At 59.1% G+C, this 19,974-nt stretch carries 18 protein-coding genes; 15 read left to right on the forward strand and 3 right to left on the reverse strand.

The features are described from left to right. Positions 1 to 45: 45 nt before the first annotated feature. Entirely contained in the window at positions 46 to 882 is an 837-nt protein-coding gene (locus IE089_RS04290) for a PhzF family phenazine biosynthesis protein (protein ID WP_189475470.1), read from the forward strand. Here IE089_RS04290 and IE089_RS04295 read toward each other — a convergent pair. Next, positions 877 to 1,527: an arylesterase gene (locus IE089_RS04295; RefSeq protein WP_189475472.1), complete on the reverse strand. Its 651-nt coding sequence runs from the start codon at positions 1,525 to 1,527 to the stop codon at positions 877 to 879. The two genes, IE089_RS04290 and IE089_RS04295, sit on opposite strands and share 6 nt — an antisense overlap. Here IE089_RS04295 and IE089_RS04300 point away from each other — a divergent pair. The 3 genes from IE089_RS04300 (at position 1,526) to IE089_RS04310 (ending at position 6,719) form a co-directional block, all read left to right on the forward strand. Then, complete coding sequence (locus tag IE089_RS04300) at positions 1,526 to 2,188, forward strand: ABC transporter ATP-binding protein (protein WP_189475474.1); 663 nt, start codon at positions 1,526 to 1,528, stop codon at positions 2,186 to 2,188. The genes IE089_RS04295 and IE089_RS04300 overlap by 2 nt on opposite strands. Positions 2,189 to 2,198: 10 nt before the next feature. Further along, a complete protein-coding gene (locus tag IE089_RS04305) occupies positions 2,199 to 4,667 on the forward strand; it encodes an ABC transporter permease (protein WP_229802576.1) in 2,469 nt (822 codons plus the stop codon). 78 nt (positions 4,668 to 4,745) lie between these two features. Further along, entirely contained in the window at positions 4,746 to 6,719 is a 1,974-nt protein-coding gene (locus IE089_RS04310) for an alkyl/aryl-sulfatase (RefSeq protein WP_189475476.1), read from the forward strand. Positions 6,720 to 6,738: 19 nt separating this feature from the next. On the opposite strand, the gene IE089_RS04315 is transcribed toward IE089_RS04310, so the two are convergent. Continuing rightward, positions 6,739 to 7,368: a TetR/AcrR family transcriptional regulator gene (locus IE089_RS04315; protein ID WP_189475478.1), complete on the reverse strand. Its 630-nt coding sequence runs from the start codon at positions 7,366 to 7,368 to the stop codon at positions 6,739 to 6,741. A 3-nt stretch (positions 7,369 to 7,371) separates the two neighbouring features. Further along, positions 7,372 to 8,352: a malate dehydrogenase gene (locus IE089_RS04320; RefSeq protein ID WP_189475480.1), complete on the reverse strand. Its 981-nt coding sequence runs from the start codon at positions 8,350 to 8,352 to the stop codon at positions 7,372 to 7,374. A gap of 159 nt (positions 8,353 to 8,511) precedes the next feature. On the opposite strand from IE089_RS04320, the gene ttcA reads away from it, so the two are divergent. The 11 genes from ttcA (at position 8,512) to smc (ending at position 19,964) form a co-directional block, all read left to right on the forward strand. Further along, positions 8,512 to 9,354: a tRNA 2-thiocytidine(32) synthetase TtcA gene (gene ttcA / locus IE089_RS04325; protein WP_189475482.1), complete on the forward strand. Its 843-nt coding sequence runs from the start codon at positions 8,512 to 8,514 to the stop codon at positions 9,352 to 9,354. A 3-nt stretch (positions 9,355 to 9,357) separates the two neighbouring features. Beyond that, positions 9,358 to 9,984 carry a cytochrome c biogenesis heme-transporting ATPase CcmA gene (gene ccmA / locus IE089_RS04330; protein WP_189475484.1) on the forward strand — a complete coding sequence of 209 codons (627 nt, stop codon included), beginning with the start codon at positions 9,358 to 9,360 and terminating at the stop codon, positions 9,982 to 9,984. Beyond that, positions 9,981 to 10,658, forward strand: a complete 678-nt coding sequence (gene ccmB / locus IE089_RS04335) for a heme exporter protein CcmB (protein ID WP_189475486.1) — start codon at positions 9,981 to 9,983, stop codon at positions 10,656 to 10,658. Before ccmA ends, ccmB begins: the two co-directional genes overlap by 4 nt. A 53-nt stretch (positions 10,659 to 10,711) precedes the next feature. Continuing rightward, positions 10,712 to 11,452: a heme ABC transporter permease gene (locus IE089_RS04340; protein WP_189475488.1), complete on the forward strand. Its 741-nt coding sequence runs from the start codon at positions 10,712 to 10,714 to the stop codon at positions 11,450 to 11,452. Further along, positions 11,452 to 11,661 (forward strand): heme exporter protein CcmD, encoded by a 210-nt coding sequence (gene ccmD, locus IE089_RS04345; RefSeq protein WP_189475490.1) that lies wholly within the window; start codon positions 11,452 to 11,454, stop codon positions 11,659 to 11,661. Before IE089_RS04340 ends, ccmD begins: the two co-directional genes overlap by 1 nt. Beyond that, entirely contained in the window at positions 11,661 to 12,110 is a 450-nt protein-coding gene (gene ccmE / locus IE089_RS04350; protein ID WP_189475492.1) for a cytochrome c maturation protein CcmE, read from the forward strand. The genes ccmD and ccmE overlap by 1 nt, the downstream gene beginning before the upstream one ends. Beyond that, entirely contained in the window at positions 12,107 to 14,086 is a 1,980-nt protein-coding gene (locus IE089_RS04355) for a heme lyase CcmF/NrfE family subunit (RefSeq protein WP_189475494.1), read from the forward strand. Before ccmE ends, IE089_RS04355 begins: the two co-directional genes overlap by 4 nt. Beyond that, positions 14,070 to 14,624 (forward strand): DsbE family thiol:disulfide interchange protein, encoded by a 555-nt coding sequence (locus tag IE089_RS04360; RefSeq protein WP_189475496.1) that lies wholly within the window; start codon positions 14,070 to 14,072, stop codon positions 14,622 to 14,624. The genes IE089_RS04355 and IE089_RS04360 overlap by 17 nt, the downstream gene beginning before the upstream one ends. After that, positions 14,624 to 15,097: a cytochrome c-type biogenesis protein gene (locus tag IE089_RS04365; RefSeq protein WP_189475498.1), complete on the forward strand. Its 474-nt coding sequence runs from the start codon at positions 14,624 to 14,626 to the stop codon at positions 15,095 to 15,097. The genes IE089_RS04360 and IE089_RS04365 overlap by 1 nt, the downstream gene beginning before the upstream one ends. Then, positions 15,094 to 16,302 carry a c-type cytochrome biogenesis protein CcmI gene (gene ccmI, locus IE089_RS04370; RefSeq protein ID WP_189475500.1) on the forward strand — a complete coding sequence of 403 codons (1,209 nt, stop codon included), beginning with the start codon at positions 15,094 to 15,096 and terminating at the stop codon, positions 16,300 to 16,302. The genes IE089_RS04365 and ccmI overlap by 4 nt, the downstream gene beginning before the upstream one ends. 164 nt (positions 16,303 to 16,466) lie before the next feature. Then, entirely contained in the window at positions 16,467 to 19,964 is a 3,498-nt protein-coding gene (gene smc, locus IE089_RS04375; protein WP_189475502.1) for a chromosome segregation protein SMC, read from the forward strand. The last annotated feature ends 10 nt before the right edge of the window (positions 19,965 to 19,974 follow it).

Genomic DNA, 19,974 nt, shown 5'->3' on the forward strand with positions numbered 1-19,974 from the left:
GCGACGTGCAACAGGCGACGTGCAACAGGCGACGTGGAGGACATAATGACGGGTGATAATGCTTTTCCGCTATATCAGGTTGATGCATTCACCGACAAGGTGCTGGGGGGTAACCCGGCTGCTGTGATGCCGCTGCAGCAGTGGCCGTCGGATACGGTGCTGCAGGCAATCGCCGCGGAGAATAACTTATCCGAAACGGCGTACTTTGCCCCCGAAGGCAAAGGGTTTCGGCTGCGCTGGTTTACCCCTGCAGTTGAGGTCGAGCTTTGCGGACACGCCACACTTGCCACTGCGCATGTGTTGTACCGCCATCTGAATTACACCGGAGATGCCGTAAGCTTCTTCACGCGCAGTGGCGAACTCATGGTTGCGCCAGCGCAACAGCCTGGCCAAAACGGCCCCGCGCGTTACAGCATGGACTTCCCGCTGCCAGCCCTGGGTGAACTGACGGTGCCCGATGGCCTGGAAACTGCTTTGGGCGTAGCGATCAGCGACATGCAGGCCCCGGTGGGTAACCCCAGTATGGCGGTTTGTGTTGTGGAGGATGAGGCCGCAGTCCGTGCACTGTCACCAGATTTCGCCGGGATTGCCGCGGCCACACCGCTGAACATTATCGCCACTGCGCAGGGAGACAGTTGCGATATCGTTTCGAGGTTTTTCGGCCCACAGGTGGGCATCGATGAGGATCCCGTCACAGGGTCAGCGCATTGCTGTCTTGCAGCCTATTGGGGCAAACGATTGGGGGCCACAAGCCTGTCAGCCCGGCAGCTCTCTGCGCGAGGGGGCGGGATGGACATCACTATTGATGGCGATCGGGTAAAACTGGGTGGTGCCGCTGTGACTTATCTTGTCGGTGAGGTGGTTGCCCACGCGCTCTTATAGCGCAGGCTCATCCAGCAACGACTGCAGCGTGGGCCAGACATTGTTCAGCAGCGCGGGCTGTGCCTCTACCGTTGGGTGTATGCCGTCTGCCTGCATCAACGAAGGTTCGGTCGCTACACCCTCCAGCATAAAGGGGCCCAACACGCTGCCGGTCTCCTCAGCCACGACACCAAAGGATTCCCGGAATAGGCGGGTATAGCGTGATCCGTAATTGGGCGGAATCTCCATGCTCAAAAAGATGACGCGCGCACCGGCCTGCTGTGACAGCTGCGCCATCTCGCGCAGGTTGTCGCGAAACCGATTCACCGGATAGCCTCTGAGTCCGTCATTGCCGCCAAGTTCGATGATCACGATTCGCGGTTGGTGCTGTTCCAGTAGCTGGGGTAAGCGTCGCAATCCGCCGCCGGATGTTTCGCCACTGATGCTCGCGTTGACTACAACGGTGTCAGGGTGTGACGCCTCCAGTTGGTCCGCAAGCAGTGCAACCCAGCCCTCTTCCAGCGACATGCCGTAGGCAGCGCTGATACTATCGCCCAGCACCAATACCGATTGCCCGGTTGCCGCTGATGTTTGCGCGAACCCCAGCAGTAACAATCCGAGCGCAAGCCGCTGACGTAAAACGCGAAAAAGGAATCGTCGAAGCATGATTACAGTCGAAAATCTCCAGAAACGAGTGCCTATGGCGGGCGGCGAGCTGGAGATACTGAAAGGGATTAACCTCGAAATCAAGTCGGGCGAGGCCGTTGCTATCATCGGCGCATCGGGCTCGGGCAAGTCCACCTTGTTGGGGTTGCTGGCCGGCCTCGATGAGGCCAGCGAGGGCAGGGTAGTCATCGGCGATACCGATCTTGCAGAACTCGACGAGGACGGCCGGGCCGTGTTCAGGGCGCGGGAGGTCGGGTTCGTGTTTCAGTCCTTCCAATTATTGCCCGCGCTGACCGCGCTTGAGAATGTGATGTTGCCCCTGGAAATGCAGGGCAACAAGGATGCGCGGCAACAGGCGGAGCATTTTCTGGACCGTGTTGGCCTCGGTGAGCGTGTGGATCACTACCCGCGCCAGATGTCGGGCGGGGAACAGCAGCGTGTCGCAATCGCACGTGCGTTCGCTGCCAAACCGCGCATTCTGTTTGCCGACGAGCCCACGGGCAATCTCGATACTGCCACAGGCGATCGCATTGAGGAGCTGCTGTTCGAGCTCAACAGGGAAGAGGGTACAACGCTGGTATTGGTGACCCATGACCTGCAACTGGCCAGTCGCTGTGAGCGACAGCTGACCCTGGAAGCCGGTGAGATGGTAGCGAGCTGATCCGATGTCGATGACAGCTTCACGCATGCTGGTGCGCGATTGGCGCGGCGGCGAATTAGGTATCCTGGTGGCAGCGTTGGTGTTGGCCGTTGCAATGGTCTCGGGTATTTCTGCCTTTACCACGCGCCTGCAAAACGCGCTGGAACAGGAGAGCCATCGTTTTCTGGCGGCCGACCGCGTGGTTCGTGCCAGCACTGTTATGCCAGAGCAGTGGTTGGCCGAGGCACGTACTCAGGGACTACAAACTGCCCAAACCCTGACATTCCCCTCCATGGTATTTGCCGGTGATGAGGCCATGTACCTGGCCTCCATCAAGGCAGTGACCGATGACTACCCGCTGCGCGGCGATCTCACCAGTTCGCGCGAGCCCTTCGGTGCTGCCGAGCTTGCTGCCCAGGGGCCGGCGCCAGGCACTGTCTGGCTGGATTCCCGCCTGTTCCCATTGTTGGACGTTTCCATGGGCGATTCAGTGGGTATCGGCGATGCCGAATTCACGGTCGTGGCGGCGGCACGGACCGAGCCAGATCAAGGGACATCGTTCCTGGGCTATGGCCCCCGTGTGCTGATGCATTTCAGCGACATTCCGAAAACCAACGTGGTACAGCCGGGCAGTCGGGTGCAGTACCGGCAGCTGTATGCGGGCGATGAGCCCTCGGTGGCGCGCTTTGTAACCTGGTTAGAGCCCCAGTTGGAAGACCGTCACCGTCTGCTGGACGTTAACCAGGGTCAGCCCGGCCTGGGTAATGCGCTGAATCGTGCCGAGTCTTTTTTACTGTTGGCCGGTAGCTTGGGCGTTGTGCTCGCTGGTGTCGCGATAGCACTGGCCGCGCGGCGATTCTCTGAACGCCACACTGACTACGTCGCGATTATGAAAAGTCTGGGTGCAACCTCCGGGTCGATCAACTGGTTGTACGGGCGCAGCCTGTTGCTGTTGGGTGCAACCGCCACCGCGCTGGGGTGCCTGGCCGGTTGGGGTATGCAGTCTGTATTTTTTGTGATGTTTGCCGATCAAATGCCGGTTCAGCCTGCGCCGTCGGGGATGCGTCCGTACCTGATCGGTGCTGCAACCTCAATGACGTGTCTACTCTGTTTCGCATGGCCCCCCATCCGACGCCTCAGTCTGGCAAGTCCTTTGAGGGTACTGCGCCGGGATATGCCCGATGAGAATCGACGCACACTGACCGACTACGGCGTAGGCCTGGTCGCAGTCAGCCTGCTGATGTGGTGGTACAGCGGTGACTGGCAGCTCACGGCCGCCGTATTGGCGGGCCTTGCGGCCACCGTGACACTGGGTCTGGTACTGGCGCTTACGCTGTTGCGCGGTGGCCGGCTGGTTGGCATGAGTGCCGGCAGCATCTGGCGACTGGCGCTGGCGGGTTTGCAGCGTCGCGGCACAGCCAATGCCCTGCAGGTGGTGATCTTCGCCATGGCCATCATGCTTTTGCTGGTGTTGGTGCTGGTGCGCACATCCCTGATTGATGAGTGGCAAACACAGCTACCGCCGGATACGCCTAATCATTTCATGCTGAATATTGCACCTGAAGAGGTGCAGGCGGTGGACCAGGTATTGCGCACAGAGAACATCAACAGTGAAGCGCTGTATCCAATGATTCGCGGCCGCATTATGTCGGTCAACGCCGATGAATTACCCAAGACCTCAGACCAGGAGGAGGGGAGACGGCAGCGCGAGGTGAATTTCACCTGGTCGGACACGCTGCCCAGCGGCAATGAGTTGCTGGACGGCCAGTGGTGGGCACCCGAATCAACCGAGGCACTGGTATCCCTTGAGCGCGAGTTTGCTGAGCGTTTACAGGTCGGCGTTGGCGATGAGATTGGACTCATGATTGGGTCCGCACCGTTGAGTGTACGCGTTGCCAGCATACGTGAACTGGATTGGCAGTCGTTCCAGCCCAACTTCTTTATGGTCTTCCCGCCACAGTTTCTGTCTGCCTACCCCGCCACCTTTATGACGAGTTTCCATCTGGATGCGTCGCAAAAAGTCTTTCTCAATAGCTTCATACGCGATTTCCCCACGGTGACGGTGATTGAGATGGACGTAGTGGTGGAGCAGGTTCGGTCGATTGTCGAACAGGTCTCTGGTGCCATTGAGTTGGTGCTCGCTGTGATTATTGCGGCGGGTTCGTTGGTGCTGGTGTCCGGGGTGCAGGCGTCGGTGGATGCACGCATGCATGAGAGCGCCATACTGCGGGCGCTGGGTGCGCGCAGGGGCTTGATCCTGGGCGGCTTGTTCATCGAATTCGCGGCGCTGGGGCTGTTCGCGGGATTCCTGGCTACGGTAGCCGCAGAGCTGTCGGTCTATATCCTGCAAGTTTGGGTGATGGAATTTAACTACAGCCCGAGTCCTGCTGTTTGGCCACTGGGCATTGGCGCTGGCGTGGTCTTGATTTCTGCTTTAGGCGTTTACAGCTGCCGCAAAGTGGTTTCAAGCCCACCCCTGAGCGTTTTGCGAGAGCTTTAACAAAGCCCGCCCAAAAATTGGCCCTCAGGTAGGCGGTGGCATACACTGCCGTTCGAATTTCGAGCGGAGCCTGCCTGGATGAGATCATTTATTTCCCTGTTTATCGCACTCGCGCTGGTGGCTTGTAGCGAAGCACCCGTGCCCATGGAAGGTGCCGATGAAAACGGCTTCACGGCGCCCACTGCGGCAACGCTGGCAGCTAACAAGGCGGTTGCAGAACGGATCGCAGCCTACCCTTCAGAAGACTTTGAGCAAGCTCGCCGAGGTCTTATTGCATCCGCCGACAGCCTCGTCATTCGAGATCCCGATGGAAAAGAGGTCTGGAACCAGGATGCCTACCGTTTTATTGAAGGCGATGCGCCGGGAACGGTAAATCCCAGCCTGTGGCGGCAAGAACAGCTCAACAATATTCACGGGCTGTTCGAAGTTGTGCCGGGTATTTACCAACTGCGCGGCTATGACCTTGCCAACATGACCCTCATTGAGGGGGAGTCGGGTTGGATCGTTGTTGATCCACTGACCACCGAACCCACCGCCCGAGCGGGTATGGCCTTTGTTCGCGAGCATTTGGATGACAGGCCGGTGCGCGCGATTATCTTTACCCACAGCCATATCGATCACTTTGGCGGTGTCGCGGGTGCATTGCGCGAGAGTGATTACGAAGGCCTTCGCGTGATCGCGCCGGTGGGCTTTCTGGAGGAGGCCGTCAGCGAAAACTTGTTGGCGGGCCCCGCGATGCAACGGCGTGCGACCTTTATGTACGGCAGAAACCTACCGGTCACGCCGCGCGGACATGTGGGTACCGGTTTAGGTAAAGAGCCGGCAAAGGGCGGGTTGATCGATATCCTCGAGCCCACGGACATCATCGAGGCGACGGGGCAGCGACTGACCATCGACGGCGTGGAAATGGTGTTCCAAAATGTCGGCGGTTCCGAGGCCCCCGCGGAACTGACCTTTTACATGCCGCAGCACAAGGCCTTCTGTGGTGCCGAGATGGTCTCGCGTAACATGCATAACCTGTACACGTTGCGCGGTGCGAAGGTGCGCGACGCCTTACTGTGGAGTGGCTTCATCGACGAAGCGCTCACCCTGTTCGGCAGCGATGCAGAGGTGTACTTTGGCAGCCACCACTGGCCCATCTGGGGTCAGTCGGCGATCCAGAATTTTCTCGCGGGTCAGCGCGATACCTATAAATACCTTCACGACCAGACCCTTCGCATGGCCAACAATGGCGCCACGCCGCGTGAGATTTCCGAGGCGATGACGTTGCCTGAGGGCCTTGCCAGCAACTTCGCCAATCGAGGCTATTACGGCACGCCAAAGCACAACAGCAAGGCGGTGTACCAGTTCTACTTCGGCTGGTATGACGGCAATCCTGCCAACCTTGACCCACACCCGCCTGAGGCCGCCGCCACTCGCTACGTTGACTACATGGGTGGTGCCGAGTCCGTGCTCGAAAAAGCGCAGGCCTCGTTTGATGAGGGTGACTATCGCTGGGTGGCGGAGGTGCTGAATCATCTTGTGTTTGCCGAGCCTGGCAATCAGCGAGCTATTGCACTGTTAGCCGCGGCCTACGATCAGTTGGCTTATCAGGCTGAATCGGGTCCCTGGCGAGACGTTTATCTCACCGCTTCCTGGGAGCTACGCCGTGGCAAGCCGGACACCGGGACCAGTCTCAGTGATGCTGCCGGCCTGATAAAGCGGGTGCCCACGCCATTGTTTTTCCAGACTATGGCGGCCAGTATTGACGGCGAGCGGGCGGCGGATGCCAGTTACGTGATTAACATGACTTTCACGGATACGGGCGAAGTGATTGTGCTCACCCTCAGTAACGGGGTTCTCAGATACCGCGAGGGCGAAAAGGCACTTGATGCCAACGCCGGTATCACCCTCACTCGGGAGCTGTTTCTGAGCATTCTTCTCGGCAACGCGGGTCTCCGTGACACTCTGCTGGGTGATGACTTGAGTGTGGAGGGGAGTCGACTGGATTTGCTCGGCTTCTTCCGGCTGTTCCAGCCACTGGAGCCTGTGTTTGAAGTGGTTAGGCCCTGATTCAACAGGGCCCGGTGAATCAATCCTGAATGGCCGGTGCCGCGATCCCGATGAGAAAGGTCTCAATACCCGTGTCGATCTGGCGTGCCAGGTCGATGTGCCGTTGAAATAATTCCGGGGCATCGACGCGGAGTGTGGCTAGCCCGTGGATGCCGGCCCAGCCGGCGTTGGCGAGGTAGGTGCCATCCTGCTGGCGGAAGAAGCCTTGATCCATGCCGTCTTCGAGAATGCGCTGCACCAGGAGGAATGTCTCCCGACTGGCCTGACGTAACTCGGGGTAGTTTTCCGCCGGTTGCACGGACGGGCCGAACATCAGCTTGAACAGGGCAGGGTTGTCTGCCGCATAGGCCACATAGGCGCGAGCGAAGGCGCGCAGTTGATCCGGTGGTGAATGGTCGCTGTGTGCGCCGGCTTCCTGCAGGCTCCACAACAGGTTTTCGTAGCCGCGTGTGGCCATGGCTGCGAGCAGCTCGCCCTTGTCAGAAAAGTGCCGGTAGGGTGCGGTTTGTGACACGCCTATGGCGCGCGCCAAGGCCCGGAGGCTGAGTGCCTCCGTACCCTCGCTGCCTAACTGCGCAATGGCGGTGTCGAGCAGTTCTGCGCGCAGGTTACCGTGGTGGTAACCGCGCGTACTTTCGGCGTCGCTCAAGGCTTACGGCAGCAGGTGCTGAACAGCGTCGCGCTCTTCGGCAAGTTCCTGCTCTGTCGCTGACATACGGGTCTGGCTGAACTCGCCGACTTCAACACCCTGAACAATGCTCCAGTCACCGTCTTTACAGCGGCAAGGGAAGGAGTAGATCAGGCCTTCGGCGATGCCGTAGGAACCGTCCGAGTACACGCCCATGGATACCCAGTCATCGCTCTCTGTGCCCAGCGCCCAGCTGTGCATGTGGTCGATGGCGGCATTGGCCGCAGAAGCTGCGGAGGAAGCGCCGCGTGCCTTGATGATGGCGGCGCCGCGCTGCTGTACGGTGGGGATGAAATCGTTCTCATACCAGTCGAGGTCAACCAGATCGGTGGCTGTGGTGCCGTCGACCTTGGTGTTGAACAAATCAGGGTATTGGGTGGCCGAGTGGTTGCCCCAGATTGTCATGTGAGTGACGTCATTGACTGTCTTGCCGGTTTTCTGGGCAATCTGCGTCATGGCGCGGTTGTGGTCCAGGCGAGTCATTGCCGTGAAATTGCGTGGATCAATGTCAGGCGCGTTGCGCTGGGTGATCAGCGCGTTAGTGTTCGCCGGGTTGCCCACGACCAGCACCTTGATGTTCTTGCTGGCGTTATCGTTGATGGCCTTGCCCTGTACAGAGAAGATGGCCGCATTGGCTTCAAGAAGATCTTTGCGCTCCATGCCGGGGCCGCGGGGACGTGCGCCGACCAGCAAAGCGTAGTCGCTGTCCTTGAAGGCCACATTCGGATCGTCGGTGCAAACAATGCCGGCCAGCAGCGGGAATGCGCAGTCGTCCAGCTCCATACGAACGCCTTCCAGCGCCTCCATTGCCGGTGTGATGTCCAGCAGCTGCAGGATGACTGGCTGGTCGTCGCCCAGCATGGCGCCTGAGGCGATACGGAACAGCAGTGCGTAGCCGATTTGACCGGCTGCACCGGTGACTGTCACTCGAACGGGTTGCTTCATGGGATTCCTTCCTGAATTAAAACACTAAAAGCGGGGATTTTCGGGGCGCACATTGTCGTGCGAACGCCGCGAAAACACAAGGCTTGCGGCGCTTTCACGCTGGACGCTGGATGTGCCCAACCGTAAAATACGCGCCTGTTACCCAACTGGTCTGGCGTCGTGCGCGAACTGTCCCGCAAGGAAAAAACTGAATTCAACAAGTTGCAGAAGCGACTGCGACGCAATGCCGGTAATGCCATCGTCGATTACAACATGATCGAGGAGGGCGACCGGGTGATGGTGTGCCTATCCGGCGGCAAGGATTCCTACGCGATGCTGGACATCCTCATGAATCTCCAGAAGAGCGCCCCAGTCAATTTCGAGCTGGTTGCCGTCAATCTCGACCAGAAGCAACCGGGATTTCCGGAGCACGTGCTGCCGGAGTATCTTGAAGCACTCAACATCCCGTTCTACATCCTCGAGAAAGATACCTACAGTATCGTCAAAGAGGTCATCCCCGAGGGCAAGACGACCTGCGGCCTGTGCTCGCGTTTGCGGCGTGGCAGTCTGTACGGCTTCGCGCAGGAGATCGGTGCCAATCGGATTGCCCTGGGCCATCACCGAGACGATATTGTAGAGACGTTGTTTCTGAATATGTTCTTTGGCGGCTCCTTGAAGGCTATGCCTCCCAAGCTGCTGAGCGACGACGGGCGCAATGTAGTGATACGGCCGCTGGCGTACTGTAAGGAATCTGACCTTATGAACTACGCAGATTACAAAGCCTTTCCCATTATTCCGTGCAACCTCTGCGGCTCTCAGGAAAACCTGCAGCGCGTGCAGATGAAGAAGATGCTCGCCCAGTGGGAGCGTGAGTATCCCGGGCGCACCGAAACCATCTTCCGCAGCATCAAGAGCGTCGCGCCTTCCCAGTTGGCCGACACGGACCTGTTCGATTTCGCCGGCCTCAGTGCAGAGGTCGACACCGACCTGCACCTGCCCGGCATTCGCGTCGTTAATCTTTAGCGCATGACTGCGGCCACTCGTCCGGTGCTACTGGAGGCCCGCGATCTTGGCTTGGCCCGGGGTGGCAGGCAGCTCTTCGAATCGCTCACACTGACCTGCAATTCTGGCGACTGGATTCACCTGCAAGGCGCGAACGGCACAGGTAAGACCAGCCTGCTGCGCATTCTTGCAGGGCTATCGCGCCTTGGCTTCGAAGGTGAGGTCAGCTGTATGGCCGAACTCTTGTATCTCGGCCATCACAGCGCGGTTAAGCCGCTGCTGACGCCGAGAGAAAACCTGGCTATGCATTTGTCCGGTGCGATTCAGCGTGATGCGGCCGCGATTGATCATGCGTTGGCGGCGGTTGATCTCTACGGTTACGAAAACCGACCTTGCAACTCGCTATCAGCCGGGCAGCAGCGCCGAGTAAATCTGGCCAGACTCTACCTCAGCGAGGCACCCCTGTGGTTGCTGGATGAGCCCTACACGGCAATCGATGTTGGTGGTGTGCAGCGACTGGAAGCTCGCATGGCTGAACATATTGCCGATGGCGGGGGTATCATCATGACTTCCCATCAGCGCGTGTCCCAGCCGGGAGTGTCGACGGTCTCCCTGGATGAGGCTGCTTCGCAGCATGGCGCTGAGTCATGAACGCTACGACTTTTTTCATGTTGATCGTGCGACGCCAGTTGCTATTGGCCGTGCGCCGGCCAATCGAGATAGCCAACCCCTTGTTGTTCTTCCTGATGGTGATCGTGCTGTTCCCGCTTGGGCTCGGTCCCGCGCCAGCGCAGTTAGCGACGTTTGCGCCCGGCATTTTTTGGATTGTGGTGCTGCTGGCCAACCTGCTCACTGCCGACACGCTGTTCCGCAGTGATTTTGATGATGGCAGCCTGGAACAACTGCTGTTGTCTCGCCAGCCGTTGTATCTAAGCGCATTGGCCGCTATCACTGCGCATTGGCTGTTGACCGGTGTGTTACTAGCATTAGTGAGTCCGGTGTTCGCACTGATGCTGAACCTTGCGCCCTCAGCAATACCCACGTTGATGGGGGCGTTGTTACTGGGCTCTGCTGTGCTGAGCTTGTTGGGCGGTGTGGGTGCAGCGCTGACCGTCGGTCTCAAGCGCGGAGGTATGCTGATATCGCTGCTCATCCTGCCGTTATACCTGCCAGTGCTCATCTTTGGTCACGGCGCGGTTGTGGCATCGGTTGGCGGGCTGCCGGTTGCACCCTACCTTGCCATTCTGGGTGCGATGCTGTGCCTTGCCATTGCCCTGGCACCCTTGGCGATGGCGCTTGGTCTGCGCATCAGTGTCGATGCCTGAGGTGCGCATGATCGTTTTGTCCGCCACCGGCTCCCTGTATAATTAGCAGCGTTATGTGGTCCTTCTTCCATAAACTCGGTTCTCCACCCTGGCTGTACCGTATCTCTGGCTCGATTCTTCGTTGGTTGCTACCGCTGACCATCGTGGCGTTATTCGCCGGTGCGGTGTGGGGGCTGTTATTCACGCCCCCTGATTTTCGTCAGGGCAACAGCTACCGCATCATCTATATCCATGTGCCTGCTGCCGTAGTGGCGCTGGCGGGGTACTACGTGATGGCGATCGCAGGTGCGATCAGTCTCATTTGGAAGATGAAGATGGCCGATGTGGCATTAAGGGCATCGGCGCCGATAGGCGCAGCGTTGACATTCATCGCACTGGTCACGGGAGCCATTTGGGGCAAGCCTACCTGGGGCACCTGGTGGGTATGGGATGCGCGCATCACATCCATGTTGATTCTGCTGTTTCTCTACCTCGGGATCATTGCCCTTTATGAGGCCTACGACAACAAGGAGGCCGCGGGTAAGGCCTGTGCGGTACTTGCCCTCGTGGGCACCGTCAATATCCCCATCATCTACAAGTCTGTGGACTGGTGGTACAGCTTGCATCAACCCGCATCGATTAAATTCACCGGGGAGAGCACCATTGACCCCAGCATGCTGTATCCCCTGTTATTCATGATCACGGCCTTTTATGCGCTGTTTACATGCTGCCTCTTGCTTAACATGCGGGCTGAATTGCTCAGTCGTGAGCGACGCACGGGCTGGATTGCTCGTCTGGTGGCGGAGTCGCGCTGATGTACTTTGACAGTTTTCAGGCAGCACTTTCGATGGACGGCCATGGCACCTATGTTTGGGTGGCGTATGCAATCACGCTGGCTGTGCTGGCGTGGATAGTGATCGCGCCGCGGCGACGCGCGCGCAACACGCTGACGCAGTTGGCAGACGAGGCCAGGCGTCAGGAAGGTGCGGCTGCCAAGGCGAAGGGAGAGGAGGTAAACACCTGATGCACCCGGTACGCCGACAGCGTTTATTGCTAGTGCTCTTTGTAGTGCTGTTTTCTAGCGCCGCCATCGGCCTGATGGTGTACGCACTCAGCGGCAACATAAATTTGTTCTATCCGCCCGCGGAGGTTGCCGCCGGTAAGGCACCTGTAGGGCAGCAGATCCGGGTTGGCGGCATGGTGGTCGAGGGCAGTGTGCAGCGCAGCGATAACTCGTTGGAAGTGCGCTTTGAAGTGACCGACTACCAAGCCTCGGTGCCCATCGTGTACACCGGAATCCTGCCTGACCTGTTTGACGAGGGGCAGGGTGCAGTGGCTGCAGGCGTACTCAACGATTCCGGCGTGTTGCAGGCCAGCGAAGTACTGGCCAAGCACGACGAAAACTATATGCCACCCGAGGTGGCAGAAGCGCTGGAAGCATCCCAGCGATTGCAGGAGCAACAGGACGGATGATCCCTGAGTTTGGTCACTTCGCACTGATTATCGCGCTCTGCCTGGGTGTTTTGCTGAGTGTGATTCCCATGTGGGGTGCATGGCGCAACAACGAAAAAGCGATGGCACTGGCCCCCGGTCTGGCAATGGGCGTGCTGGTGTTTGTGGCCATTAGCTTCGCCGTATTGACGGTTGCGTTCCTGCAGGACGATTTTTCTGTGAAGGTTGTTGCCTCAAACAGCAATAGTTTGCTGCCATCCATGTACAAGTTCTCGGCGGTCTGGGGAAATCATGAAGGCTCGCTATTGCTGTGGGTGCTGATTTTGGCAGGCTGGACCGCTGCCGTTGCCCTTTTCAGCAGCCAATTGCCGCTCACCATGCTGGCTCGGGTGCTCTCGGTGATGGGTTTTATTGGCGTGGGCTTTATGTCGTTCTCGCTGTTTACATCCAACCCTTTTGAGCGGCTTCTGCCAGGCACGCCTGCAGACGGCAATGACCTGAATCCACTGCTGCAGGATCCCGGGCTGATCATTCATCCGCCGTTGCTGTACATGGGATATGTGGGGTTCTCCGTGGCCTTTGCGTTCGCAATTGCGGCCCTGTTGGGTGGCAGGCTGGACGCAGGTTGGGCTCGCTGGTCACGCCCCTGGACGAATGTGGCCTGGGCATTTCTGACCTTCGGCATTATGTTGGGCAGCTGGTGGGCTTACTACGAGCTAGGTTGGGGCGGCTGGTGGTTTTGGGATCCGGTTGAGAATGCATCCTTTATGCCATGGCTGGCCGGCGTGGCCCTGCTGCACAGCCTGGCAGTCACGGAAAAGCGGGGCTTGTTCAAGTCCTGGACGGTGTTGCTGGCGATTTTCACGTTCTCACTGAGCTTGCTGGGCACCTTCCTGGTGCGCTCTGGTGTGCTTACCTCGGTGCATGCGTTTGCGGCCGACCCGGAGCGTGGCCTCTACATACTCGTATTTCTGGCAATTGTCGTCGGTGGGTCCCTGACGCTCTATGCGCTACGAGCACCCACCGTGAGCAGCCGCGTCACCTTCGGCTGGGTATCGCGTGAGTCCCTGTTGCTGGTCAACAACGTCGTGTTCAGTGTGGCGACGCTCACGGTACTGTTTGGCACATTGTTCCCGCTGTTTATGGATGCCCTCGGGCAGGGCAAATACTCCGTGGGGCCGCCATATTTCAATGCGGTATTCCTGCCCCTGATGGCTTTGCTGGTGCCCTTTATGGGCGTAGGGCCCTTGTCGCGCTGGAAATCCGACACGGGTTCCCGGTGGCTGAGGGATCTGGCGTTGCCCGCCGTGGCCGTGGTCGTGTGCAGCCTGACGCTGCCTCTGCTGGGCGCCGATGGCTTCAACCTGTGGGTGGCCCTGGCGTTGCTGCTGGCCGGGTGGCTGGCTGTCGGTTTGCTCAGGGACTTGCGCGATAAAACCCGCAATGCGCCCAGTCTGGCACGCGGGTTAGCCCGACTGGCGCCGAGCTACTGGGGAATGGTGATGGCACACCTGGGGTTTGCCATGACCATTATCGGCGTGGTTGCTACCAGCCAGTACAGCGTCGAGCGCGATCTTAAAATGGTGCCCGGGCAGGTAGAGACGGTCGCTGGGTATACCTTCCGTTTTGATGACCTTGCCGCGGTGCGTGGACCGAACTACGTGGCCGACGAGGCCCGCTTGTCAGTGACGCAAGACGGGGAGCATGTGGTTAACCTTGCCCCCCAGAAACGACGCTACCTGGCTAGCGGCTCTATTATGACCGAGGCGGCCATCGATCCGGGTCTGTGGCGTGACCTGTACGTTGCAATGGGTGAGCCCGTAGGCGAGCAGGGCGCCTGGGCCATTCGCCTTCATTACAAGCCCATGGTGCGCTGGATGTGGCTCGGTGCGATTTTCATGGGGCTGGGCGGTTTAGTGACGGTGGCAGATAAACGCTACCGACGCAGGCGCGCGGCAGTGGCTGCGCCGGGAGGCATCGATGGGTCCCCGGCTTAAGCTGTTTGCGCCACTGCTGATATTCATTGCCCTCGCTGTGTTTTTGGCCAGGGGCCTGCAGCTGGATCCCCAGGAGTTGCCTTCGGCGCTGATCGATCAGCCGCTTCCTGCATTTACCTTGCCCGACTTGCACAGCGGTGAAATGCTGACGCGCGAGAGTGTACTGGGTCAGCCCGCGCTGTTTAATGTGTGGGCAACCTGGTGTATCTCCTGTCGCGTGGAGCATCCCTACCTGCAGACGCTGGCAGAACAGGGTGTTGCGATCTACGGCATCAATTATAAGGATGACGATGATGCAGCCATTGAGTGGCTGGACACACTGGGCGACCCTTACATCGCCAACATCGTTGATGGGCAGGGTAGACTGGGCGTTGATCTTGGCGTCTATGGCGCACCCGAGACGTACTTTGTCGATGCGCAGGGTGTGGTTCGCTACCGCCACGTGGGTGTGATTGATGAGCGGCTTTGGCGCACGCGTCTGGCGGCTATTTATGCTGAGTTGGGCGGCACTGTTGCTCCCGCTGGAGACACTCCCTGATGCCTTTTGTCGTGAGACTTTCCGGTTTGGTGATTGCAACGCTGTTGCTTGCCGGCCCGTTGCAGGCGGTTATTGAGACCTATGCCTTCAGCAGTCCTGATTTGGAGCGGCGGTACCACGCCCTCAGCCAGGAACTGCGTTGCCCGAAGTGCCAGAACCAGAACATTGCAGACTCCAATGCACCCATAGCGCAAGACCTCAGGAGACTGCTCTACCAGCAGCTGGAAGCCGGGGCGACTGACGCAGAGATTCTTGATTACATGGTAGCCCGATACGGCGAGTTTGTTCGCTACAGGCCGGGGTTTGACAGGGCGACCGCGATTCTCTGGTTGGCGCCTGCAATACTGCTACTGCTGGCTGCCGCGATAGCAGTGGCAGTACTTCGGCGCAGTCAGTCAAGTGAGCAATCAGCGCCCGGTGTAGATGACACCAAACTCCAAGCGCTGCTGGAAGGGCGGGACAAAACACCGTGATACTACTTTCCGCTTGTCTGGGCCTGTTGCTGCTCAGCGCCGTATTCTATGTTGTTCCCTTCACCAGGAGCGTAGATCGTCCGGCTGACTCAACTGAAGCCAACGTCGACTGGTACCGCCAGCGAGAGCAAGAGTTGGCCAGCGAGAGTCAGGCATTGTCCGAAGACGCCAAGCTAAGACTGCTAGAGGACACAGAGGCAGTTGAGCCCGCGATCGCCGGCGCGAGTGGTCGTTTTCACAGCTGGCTGTTACTCCCTGTTGTGATTGCGATGTCGGGTTTCCTCTACCAGCAACTGGGCGCGGCGCCGGATGTTGCAATCACCCGCGATTTACAGGGTCTCAACGAGGATAGCTCGCCGCAAAAAATGTCGGCGCTGATTGCAGCAATGGAGTCGCGCCTTGCTCAGCGCCCCGACAATCTGCGCTACAGTGCGCTGCTTGGGCGTTACTACATGACGCAGCAGGATTATGCGAAGGCCAGCACGGTCTATCGGGACTTGGCAACCGCCGCGCCCGAAGATGCGCAGGCGCTGGCCTTTGCCGCCCAAGCTGACTTTATGGCGAAGGGGCGGGTACTCAGCGACGATAGTCGCTTATTGGCGGAGCAGTCATTGGCCATCGATCCCGGGCAGCGTTCGGCGCTGGGCCTGTTAGGTATGGCCTCCTTTGAGCAAGAACAGTATCGCGCAGCCATTGCATACTGGGAGCGTCTGATGGCCGCTGAGCCCGCCGGCAGTGAGGGCGCCCAGATGATCGCCTCGGTGATCGAACAGGCGCGCATGCGCTTATCTGGCGACCCTGGGCAGATCAACGACGACCCGGTGGCACCAGGGGCTGCCTCCAATGCACCGCCGGCCGTGTCCAGTGCTGGTGTAACGGTGCGTGTGAGTCTGCCCGAGTCAGCCGACGTTAACCCGAGCGATACCGTCTTCGTGCTGGCACGCGCTGCCGGCAGTGACAGCCGGATGCCAATCGCTGTACAGCGCATTACGGTTGCTCAATTGCCAGCGGTCCTGCGGCTTGAGGACGGTAATTCCATGGCCGGGCAGCTTCTCTCAGAGGCGGGTGACGTTATGGTATTCGTGCAGCTGTCACCGAGCGGCCAGCCAGGAGAGGCTAATGCCACGTGGCTAGGGCAGGCCGGGCCGATAACGCCGGACATGGGTAACGAGGTTATTGCGCTAGACCTGGCACCGCGCTCCTGACAGCGACCCCGTCGGCACATTTTTACGATTTATCCCTGCCAACCATAGTGTTATTAAAACAAAGTCGATACACTACATATTGTGTTGTGGCGATCTGTGCTCACACCTAAAAAACAGAATAAAAGCATACAAAACAATCACATAAAGCCGGTATTTAAGGTGATATGAGACTAAAGTCGATCAAGCTGGCCGGGTTCAAGTCATTCGTTGACCCCACGACGGTCAATTTTCCAAGCAATATGGCTGCGGTTGTCGGACCGAACGGCTGTGGCAAATCCAATATTATTGACGCCGTTCGCTGGGTGATGGGCGAGAGCTCCGCCAAGAATCTGCGCGGCGAGTCTATGACGGACGTGATCTTTAACGGGTCAGTCAATCGCCAACCCGTCGGACAGGCCTCCATTGAGTTGGTGTTCGACAACTCCGACGGCGGTGTCGGCGGCGAGTACGCGGCGTACTCCGAAATCTCGGTAAAACGCCTGGTAACGCGCGAGGGGCAGTCTGAGTACTACCTCAATGGCACGCGATGCCGCCGCCGGGATATTACGGACATCTTCCTGGGCACGGGCCTGGGGCCACGCAGCTATGCGATTATCGAGCAGGGCATGATTTCTCGCCTGATCGAGTCAAAGCCCGAAGACCTGCGCGTGTTCATTGAGGAAGCTGCGGGCATTTCCAAATACAAGGAGCGGCGAAAGGAAACAGAAAGCCGCATGCGCCGCACCCTGGAAAACCTTGAGCGCCTCACTGACCTTCGCGACGAACTGGAGCGTCAGTTGCAGCACTTGCAGCGTCAGGCAACAGCGGCTGAGAAGTACAGCGAGCTCAAAGCGGAAGAGCGTGAGCAAAAGGCCCAGTTATTGGCGCTGCAGTGGCGCGACCTGGATGCCAGCATCTGTCAGTGTAGCCATGAAGTGGGTGAACTCGAGGTTAAGCTGGAGGCGGTTCACGCCGAGCACCAGCAAGTCGATACCGCTATTGAGCAGCACCGTGTAGACCACAGCGAACGTAGTGATGAGCTGAACAAGGTTCAGGGACACTACTACGCGCTGGGTTCTGAGGTGGCCCGCATAGAACAAACCATCAAGCACCAACAGGAGCGAGCAAGACAGCTGGCGGAAGATCTGGCCTCCACCAGCGCAAACCTCACCGAGTCACAAAGCCATCTAAAAGGTGATAGAGACCGCTTGGGTAATTGGGAGCAGGAGCTGGGCGAGCTGGAACCCGAGCTGCAGACCCTGCAGCAAGCGGAGACCGGTTCCACCGAGGCGTTGCAGGGTGCAGAGCAGGCCATGAACCAGTGGCAACAGCGTTGGGATGACTTCAATAGTCACGCTGCAGAGCCTCGACAGCAGGCGGAAGTGCAGCAATCACGCATTCAGCATCTCGAGCAGGTATTGCGCCGCTTGCAGGAGCGGCAGGCAAAACTGGAGCAGGAACAGGGTGGTCTGACAGCCGGCCCGGCTGACGATGATATTCGCCAGTTACAGCAGGCGCAGGAAACCGCTGCCGAACAGATGCAGACGCTTGAGAACACCCGCGGCGGATTGGTAGACGAGATTGCCCGGGCGCGGGATGCCTCGGCCTCTGCAGCCAAAGACCTGGATCAGCACCGTTCCCAGCTGCAGCAACTGCGCGGGCGCCAGGCTTCGCTGGAGGCGTTGCAGCAGGCGGCGCTTAGTGGCGGTGAACAGGTGTCGGAGTGGCTGCAACGCAGCGATCTGTCGAGTAGGCCGCGTCTTCTTGAATCGCTACAGGTGGCGGATCAATGGCAATTGGCCGTTGAAACCGTGCTCGGCGACGATCTGCAGGCCGTCTGCGTCGATGATATCTCTGCGCTCAGTGGCCTGTTAGGCGAACTTGAGCAAGGCGCGCTGACGCTGGTGGCCGGCGGTGATGGTGCCTCGGCGAGCGGCGCCGGCTATCTGGCCGCGCACGTGAGTGGCTCTGGCGCGGCGGCACAGTTATTGGCCGGCGTTCGCACGGCAGAGGACTTGCCCTCAGCGATGGGAATGCGTCCGTCCCTTCAGCCCGGTGAGTCGGTGATAACCCCCGACGGGCTTTGGCTGGGCCCCGATTGGCTGAGGGTTTCGCGCAGCTCCAGTGACGAGACAGGCATGATTGCGCGGCAGGCGGATCTTGAAAAGTTGCTGGCGGAAGTGGCGGCGGCTGAGCAGAAAACCGCACTGCTGGAGCAGGGCCAGCAAACATCTCGCGAAACCCTAACCGAATTGGAGGCACGACGCGAGCAGCTGCAACGTGATCTGCAGGGCGCAACTCGTGAACATGCCGACATTAGTGCGCAGCTGTCAGCAGAGCGCGCAAAAGTCGAGCAGATACTGGAACGCCGTGAGCGGTTGGCGCGGGAGCTACAGGAAGCGAGGGATCAGTTCGCCAGCGAGCAGGGTGCTATTGGCGAGGCGCGAACCACGCTGGCTGCCGCTATTGAACGTATGGAATCCGATTCGCAGCAACGCGAGACACTGCTGTCCGAGCGCGACGGCATCCGTACCGACCTGGACTCTGTGCGTCAGAAGGCTCGCCACGATAAAGATGCCGCGCATCAAGCCGCAATGCGCGCACAATCGCTGCGAACCCAGGTCCAGGCAATGCGCGACTCTATTGCCCGAACCGAGAGCCAGGTCGCACAGTTGCGAGAACGTCGCGAGGGTCTGGAGTCCACGCTGTCAGAGAACGATCAGCCGGCAGAGCAGCTGCAGGCAGATTTGGAGCAGCAGCTGGCACTGCGGTTGAAGGCAGAAGGCGAGCTGGGTGAGGCGCGCACACAGCTGGCCGAGGTGGAGAATAAGTTGCGCGAGGCCGAGCAGGCGCGCGCAGCCATTGAGCAGCGGGCTAACGGCGTGCGCAGTGAGTTAGAGCAGAAGCGTCTCAGCAATCAAGGCCAGCAGGTCCAACGCGACACCATTGAACAGCAGATGAAGGAGGCCGAGCACGATCTTGAGCAGGTGCTCGAAACCATGCCCGAGACGGCCAATGAAGCCGAGTGGCGAAATAACCTTGAACGTCTCGCTAATCGTATCGCCCGTCTTGGCCCGATTAACCTGGCAGCGATCGATGAGTTTACGCAGCAGTCCGAGCGCAAAACGTATCTGGACGAGCAGAACGAAGATCTGGAAACGGCGTTAGCGACGCTGGAATCGGCAATTCGCAAGATCGACAAAGAAACGCGAAACCGTTTCCGTGAAACATTTGACCAGGTAAACAATGGCCTGCAGGAACTGTTCCCGCGCGTGTTTGGTGGTGGCAGCGCCTATCTGGAGTTGACCGGTGAGGATCTGTTAGACACCGGTATCTCTATCATGGCAAGGCCCCCGGGCAAGAAGAACAGCACCATTCATCTGCTGTCGGGCGGTGAGAAGGCGCTTACCGCGATTGCGCTGGTGTTCTCGATCTTCCAGCTGAACCCAGCGCCGTTCTGTATGCTCGACGAGGTTGATGCACCGTTGGATGACGCCAACGTAGGCCGTTACGCAAGGATGGTGAAGGAAATGTCAGACAAGGTGCAGTTCATCTTTATCACCCACAATAAGATCACCATGGAAATGGCAGATCAGTTGCTGGGTGTCACCATGCATGAGCCAGGCTGTTCACGACTGGTGAGTGTGGATGTGGACGAGGCAGCGGAATTGGCTGCCAGCTAACACGGCGGCG

It is taken from the genome of Parahalioglobus pacificus, from assembly GCF_014652275.1.
GTDB lineage: Bacteria > Pseudomonadota > Gammaproteobacteria > Pseudomonadales > Halieaceae > Parahalioglobus > Parahalioglobus pacificus.

What these genes read in the sequence shown, in the direction of transcription:
- IE089_RS04360 (WP_189475496.1), top strand. Translation starts at nt 14,070, where the DNA reads ATGGGTCCCCGGCTTAAGCTGTTTGCGCCACTGCTGATATTCATTGCC.
- IE089_RS04305 (WP_229802576.1), top strand. Translation starts at nt 2,199, where the DNA reads ATGACAGCTTCACGCATGCTGGTGCGCGATTGGCGCGGCGGCGAATTA.
- IE089_RS04295 (WP_189475472.1), bottom strand. Translation starts at nt 1,527, where the DNA reads ATGCTTCGACGATTCCTTTTTCGCGTTTTACGTCAGCGGCTTGCGCTC.
- ccmB (WP_189475486.1), top strand. Translation starts at nt 9,981, where the DNA reads ATGAACGCTACGACTTTTTTCATGTTGATCGTGCGACGCCAGTTGCTA.
- smc (WP_189475502.1), top strand. Translation starts at nt 16,467, where the DNA reads ATGAGACTAAAGTCGATCAAGCTGGCCGGGTTCAAGTCATTCGTTGAC.
- IE089_RS04310 (WP_189475476.1), top strand. Translation starts at nt 4,746, where the DNA reads ATGAGATCATTTATTTCCCTGTTTATCGCACTCGCGCTGGTGGCTTGT.
- IE089_RS04320 (WP_189475480.1), bottom strand. Translation starts at nt 8,352, where the DNA reads ATGAAGCAACCCGTTCGAGTGACAGTCACCGGTGCAGCCGGTCAAATC.
- IE089_RS04365 (WP_189475498.1), top strand. Translation starts at nt 14,624, where the DNA reads ATGCCTTTTGTCGTGAGACTTTCCGGTTTGGTGATTGCAACGCTGTTG.
- ccmA (WP_189475484.1), top strand. Translation starts at nt 9,358, where the DNA reads ATGACTGCGGCCACTCGTCCGGTGCTACTGGAGGCCCGCGATCTTGGC.
- ccmE (WP_189475492.1), top strand. Translation starts at nt 11,661, where the DNA reads ATGCACCCGGTACGCCGACAGCGTTTATTGCTAGTGCTCTTTGTAGTG.
- IE089_RS04300 (WP_189475474.1), top strand. Translation starts at nt 1,526, where the DNA reads ATGATTACAGTCGAAAATCTCCAGAAACGAGTGCCTATGGCGGGCGGC.
- IE089_RS04340 (WP_189475488.1), top strand. Translation starts at nt 10,712, where the DNA reads ATGTGGTCCTTCTTCCATAAACTCGGTTCTCCACCCTGGCTGTACCGT.
- IE089_RS04290 (WP_189475470.1), top strand. Translation starts at nt 46, where the DNA reads ATGACGGGTGATAATGCTTTTCCGCTATATCAGGTTGATGCATTCACC.
- ccmD (WP_189475490.1), top strand. Translation starts at nt 11,452, where the DNA reads ATGTACTTTGACAGTTTTCAGGCAGCACTTTCGATGGACGGCCATGGC.
- IE089_RS04355 (WP_189475494.1), top strand. Translation starts at nt 12,107, where the DNA reads ATGATCCCTGAGTTTGGTCACTTCGCACTGATTATCGCGCTCTGCCTG.